4 protein-coding genes are annotated in these 4,852 nt (G+C 71.4%); 3 read left to right on the top strand and 1 reads right to left on the bottom strand.

From position 1 onward, the window contains the following. Positions 1 to 143 precede the first annotated feature (143 nt). From ACXAHD_RS31445 to ACXAHD_RS31435, 3 genes are read left to right on the top strand one after another with little or no spacing between them, the layout of a single operon-like run. A complete protein-coding gene (locus tag ACXAHD_RS31445) occupies positions 144 to 1,136 on the top strand; it encodes a carbohydrate ABC transporter permease (RefSeq protein ID WP_475055065.1) in 993 nt (330 codons plus the stop codon). Continuing rightward, positions 1,136 to 2,035 carry a carbohydrate ABC transporter permease gene (locus tag ACXAHD_RS31440; RefSeq protein WP_281552923.1) on the top strand — a complete coding sequence of 300 codons (900 nt, stop codon included), beginning with the start codon at positions 1,136 to 1,138 and terminating at the stop codon, positions 2,033 to 2,035. The genes ACXAHD_RS31445 and ACXAHD_RS31440 overlap by 1 nt, the downstream gene beginning before the upstream one ends. 5 nt (positions 2,036 to 2,040) lie before the next feature. After that, positions 2,041 to 2,652 (top strand): hypothetical protein, encoded by a 612-nt coding sequence (locus ACXAHD_RS31435; protein WP_475055063.1) that lies wholly within the window; start codon positions 2,041 to 2,043, stop codon positions 2,650 to 2,652. Here the strand turns inward: ACXAHD_RS31435 and ACXAHD_RS31430 are convergent. After that, the coding region (locus tag ACXAHD_RS31430) for an Hsp70 family protein (RefSeq protein ID WP_475055062.1) at positions 2,639 to 4,852 on the bottom strand (2,214 nt) is incomplete at its 5' end. The genes ACXAHD_RS31435 and ACXAHD_RS31430 overlap by 14 nt on opposite strands.

Genomic DNA, 4,852 nt, shown 5'->3' with positions numbered 1-4,852 from the left:
CCCCCCCCCCCCCCCCCCCCCCCCCCCCCCCCCCCCCCCCCCCCCCCCCCCCCCCCCCCCCCCCCCCCCCCCCCCCCCCCCCCCCACGACCGGAATCCGGGCCGTGGGCACCACGACCCGTGATCCGAGAAAGGAGCCAGATCGTGGCCCTGACCACGAAACCCGTCCCGGCCACGAGTACCGACACTGCCCCGGCGGACACGAACAGGAGGCGGGGCAGCGCCAAGGGCGGCAGCCGGCGGCACGGCGAAGGGTTGGCCGGATACGTCTTCCTGTCCCCGTGGCTGCTGGGGCTGATGGCGATCACTGCCTTCCCCATGCTGTTCTCGCTCTACCTCAGCTTCACCAACTACGACATCCTGTCCTCCTGGGAGTTCGTCGAGTGGGTCGGCTTCGAGAACTACTGGGACCTGTTCGTCAACGACCAGACCTTCCGCCACTCGGTGCAGGTCACGCTGATCTTCGCGTTCGTCGCCGTACCGCTGAAGTTGGCCGCCGCTCTCGGCGTCGCGCTGCTGCTCAACCGGGAGACCCGCGGGGTCGGGCTGTTCCGCAGCCTGTTCTACCTGCCGTCGCTGCTCGGCGGCAGCGTCGCGCTGGCGCTGATCTGGCGGGCGATGTTCAGCGGCGACGGCGCGTTCAACGACTTCCTCGGGCTGTTCGGCATCACCGGACAGCCGTGGGTCAACGACCCGGACTGGGCGTTGGAGACCCTGATGGTGCTGGCCATCTGGCAGTTCGGCGCTCCGATGGTGATCTTCCTGGCCGGGCTGAAGCAGGTGCCGACCGAGCTGTACGAGGCGGCCTCGGTCGACGGCGCCGGCAAGATCCGGCAGTTCTTCAACGTCACCCTGCCGATGCTCTCCCCGGTGATCTTCTTCAACCTGGTGCTGGAGACGATCAACGGATTCCAGGGCTTCACCGCCGCGTTCGTGATCAGCAACGGCACCGGCGGGCCGGTCGACTCGACCATGCTCTACACGCTGTACCTCTACACCAAGGGCTTCACCGAGTTCCAGATGGGATACGCGTCCGCGCTGGCCTGGGTCTTCCTGATCGCGATCGGCCTGATCACGGTGCTGTTCTTCAGCACCGGCCGGTTCTGGGTGCACTACTCGGACGGAGACAACGACTGATGGCTACCGAAGCTGCTCCGATGTCGACGGCGGACGGCGGCAGCGCCGCACGCCGCCGGGCCGCCGGCGGCACCGCCCGAGGCGTCGCCCGGGTGGCGGTGCTGGTCGCCATCCTGGTCGTGGTCCTCTACCCGCTGATCTGGGTGCTGGGCTCGTCACTCAAGTCACCGACCGAGGTGGCCAGCAACCTGTCGGTCATCCCGCAGGACCCGACCTGGGCGAACTACCCGGACGGCTGGAACTACCTGAGCAACATCTCGTTCGGCCGGTTCTTCTGGAACAGCACGGTGATCTCGATGGCGACCGTGGTCGCCAACGCGGTCTCCTGCCTGCTGGCGGCGTACGCCTTCGCCCGGCTGCAGTTCCGGGCCCGCAGGTTCTGGTTCGCCATCATGATCGGTACGCTGCTGCTGCCCAGCCACGTGCTGATCGTGCCGCAGTACATCATGTTCAACTCGTTCGGCTGGATCGACACCCCGCTGCCGTTGATCGTGCCGAAGCTGCTGGCCACCGAGGCGTTCTTCGTCTTCCTGATGGTGCAGTTCATGCGGGGCATCCCCAGGGAGCTGGACGACGCGGCCAAGATCGACGGATGTTCGCCGTTCGGGGTGTTCCGGTACGTCATCGTGCCGCTGGCCCGGCCGGCGCTGGTCACCACGGCGATCTTCTCGTTCATCTGGACCTGGAACGACTTCCTGACCCAGCTGATCTACCTGCCGAGTGTGGAGAGCTACACGGTGCCGATCGGGCTGCGGCTGTTCATCGACTCCACCGGGCAGACCTCGCTCGGCCCGATGTTCGCCATGTCGGTGCTGTCGCTGCTGCCGGTCTTCCTCTTCTTCCTGGCGTTCCAGAAGATGCTGGTACAGGGCATCAACACCAGCGGCCTCAAGGGGTGACGTCGATGGCTCCCGCAGAGTGGCCGGACAACCCGGCACCGGCCCGCGCCGACTGGCGCGACACTCTGCGGGCCGCCACCGATCTGGCGCTGCTCGGCATCGTCACCGCGCTCGCGTCGGCGGCCGTACTGACCGCCGGCGCGGCGCTGGCCACCGCCAGCGCCGCGATCCACCGGTGGACGGTCGACGGCCACTGGCCGGACCTGCGGGACCTGGCCGGGCGATTCTGGCGCGGGCTGCTGCCCGGAGCCGTCGCCACCGTGGTCGCCGTGGTCGGCGCGCTCCTGCTCGCCGGCAACGCCGTGCTGATCTCGGCCGAGGTGGTGCCCGGCGGCACGGCGATGCTGGTCGGCACCGTGCTGCTTGCCGCGCTGGTGGGCGGCTTCGCCGGCCTCGTCGTGGTCGAGATCGGCCGGGGCGCCGGTGGCTGGCGGGCGGCGGTGCGGGCCAGCTGGCGGATCGCCGAACGGCGACCGCTGGCGGTGCCGGCCGCCGCCGGGGTGGTCGGTCTCGCCGCCGTACTGACCGTGCTGGTCATGCCGATCCTCGCGCCGATCCTGCTCGGCTACACCCTGTTCGCCCTGCACGCCGTGCTACGCCGGTTCAACCGGCGATGAACCGGTGCGTGACGAAACCGTCGGCCGTCGGGCAGAAGACCACCGCACGGTCCCACGAGCAGGCGACGGTACGTACGCCCTGCAGTACGCCGAGTTCGAGCCGGTCGGCCGGTGCGGCAGCCGGTACGCCGGCGACGCTGGCGTCCTCCGGGTAGCTGCCCGGGTCGTCCAGGAACCACAGCAGGTTCGCCCGGTCGATCCTTACCGCCACCCCGTCACGACGCAGCAGTTCCTCGCCGTCGGAGTCGAGCAGCAGCGACAGGTAGGGAGTCGTCGTACGGCGTAGCAGGATCTGGTCGCCGACCGGCACGACCACCTCGAAGTCGGCGGCCGGCACCCGCCACTGCACGCCGTCCTCGGCCGGGTCGATCACCACGAGTTCGTTGGTGTCGGAACCGAAGCCGGTCGATTCCAGCAGGCAGATCCGGGTGCCGCCGCACGGGGTGAGGCTCTGCAGCCGCCGCTGGTCGTCGGCCGGGGTGTAGAGGTTGACCGACTCGCCGGTCGTCGACAGGTCGTACGACGCCAGCCGGTATCCGCTGCTGTCCGACGGCGCGATCACCAGCCGGCCCGCGTAGACAACGACCGGGTCGGTCGGCGCGGCCACGTTCGATCGGTCGCCGAGCAGTTCGCCGGAGCCCGCGTCGAACACCCGGGCGTGCCGGGTCGAGGTGAGCTGCACGATCCGTCGGTCGTCGGCCAGGTCGGGCGTGGTGGGGGCGCCGTCGAAGCCGGCCGGGCCGGTCAGGTCGGCGGCGCTCACCGCCGGGTACACCGCGGTGTCGGTGTCGTCGTACTGGTCGGCCGGGTTTTCGTGCTCCCAGCGTTCGGTGCCGTCCCGCAGGTCCAGCCCGACCAGCCGGGCACCATCCACGTCGGACCAGACGAGGACGTCGTCGAAGACGAACAACTGGTCCTTGCCGAGAATCTCGAAGTGCCACAGCTGCCGGCCGTCGGTCGGGTCGAGCACCGCGACTGGCCGGGTGGCGCTGCTGTAGGCGTCGGCGACGGCGATCACCGCGTCCGGGGTGGCCCGCAGGCCGAACCACCGGTCGGCGCGCACGGTCGTCGCCTCGTCCCACCGCTGGTCGCCGGTCGCCGGGTCGACGGCGACGACGCCGAGCCGGCCGTCGTCGCGGACGTAGCCGCCGTACGCCTGGCCGTCGACCAGTTGGGTGAAGTCGGCGTCCGCGTCCTCGGGCACCGTGATCGCCTTGCCGACCTGGCTGAACGCCCGGAACTCGATCGGCCGGGCCGGATCCCGCAGCAGGTAGACGACGCTGGCGACGGTCACCGCGACCACGGCCAGGGCGGCGCCGCCGACCAGCCACGGCAGCCGACGCCGCCGCGCCGGGCCGGACGGTGCGGGTGAGACCGGGGATGGTGCGGGTGCAACCGGCGGTACGGGTGACGCGACGGCGGACGGCGCGGCCGGAACGGATGCCGGCGCAGGCAGGTCGGCCAGCGCGCCTTCGGCGACCGGCAGTTCCGGCTGCTCCAGCACGGTCGGTGCGATCCCCAGCTCGCTGTGCAGCATCCGGGCCACCAGCGGCACCCGCGACGAGCCGCCGACCAGGAACAGTCCGGCAAGCTGGTCGACCCCGAGCCCGCAGGCCGCGACCAACCGGGCCGTCTCCTGTACGCCACGGCCGATCAGCGGGGTGGCGACCCGCTCCAACTCGTCACGGGTCAGGTGCACCGCCCGGTCCACGCCGGGCACGGCGACCGGCGCCGACGACGCCCGGGACAGCATCTCCTTCGCCCCGCGTACGTCGTCCCAGAACTGCCGGCGGTTGCGCCACTGCGCCGGGGTGGCCGGAGCGGCCAACTGCTGCCGTACCTGCGGATCGAGCACCGCGCCGAGCTGTTCGACCAGCGCCGCGTCCAGGTCGAGACCGCCGAGTTCGGTGAGGCCGCCGGAGCCGATCACCGCGAACCGGGCCCGCCCGTGCGGGTCGACTCCGTCGTTGCGAACCACGGCGATGTCGAGGGTGCCGCCGCCGAAGTCGAACACGGCGAGGGCCTGCCCGACCGGCACCGGTCGGCGTAGCACGTCGGCGAAGTAGCGGGCCGCGGCGACCGGCTCCGGCACCAGCCGGGTCGCGGGCGTGCCGGACCCGACGGGCGGCGGGCCGGAGGTGGCCGGCCCGCCGGGGATGGCCGGCGGCCAACCGGCGCGGGCCACCGCGTGCGCCAGCAC

The sequence above is a fragment of the Micromonospora sp. ABR4_055 genome (assembly GCF_056160425.1).
The sequence above is the reverse complement of the archived record's forward strand: the minus strand, read 5'-3'. Positions and strand labels throughout refer to the sequence as shown.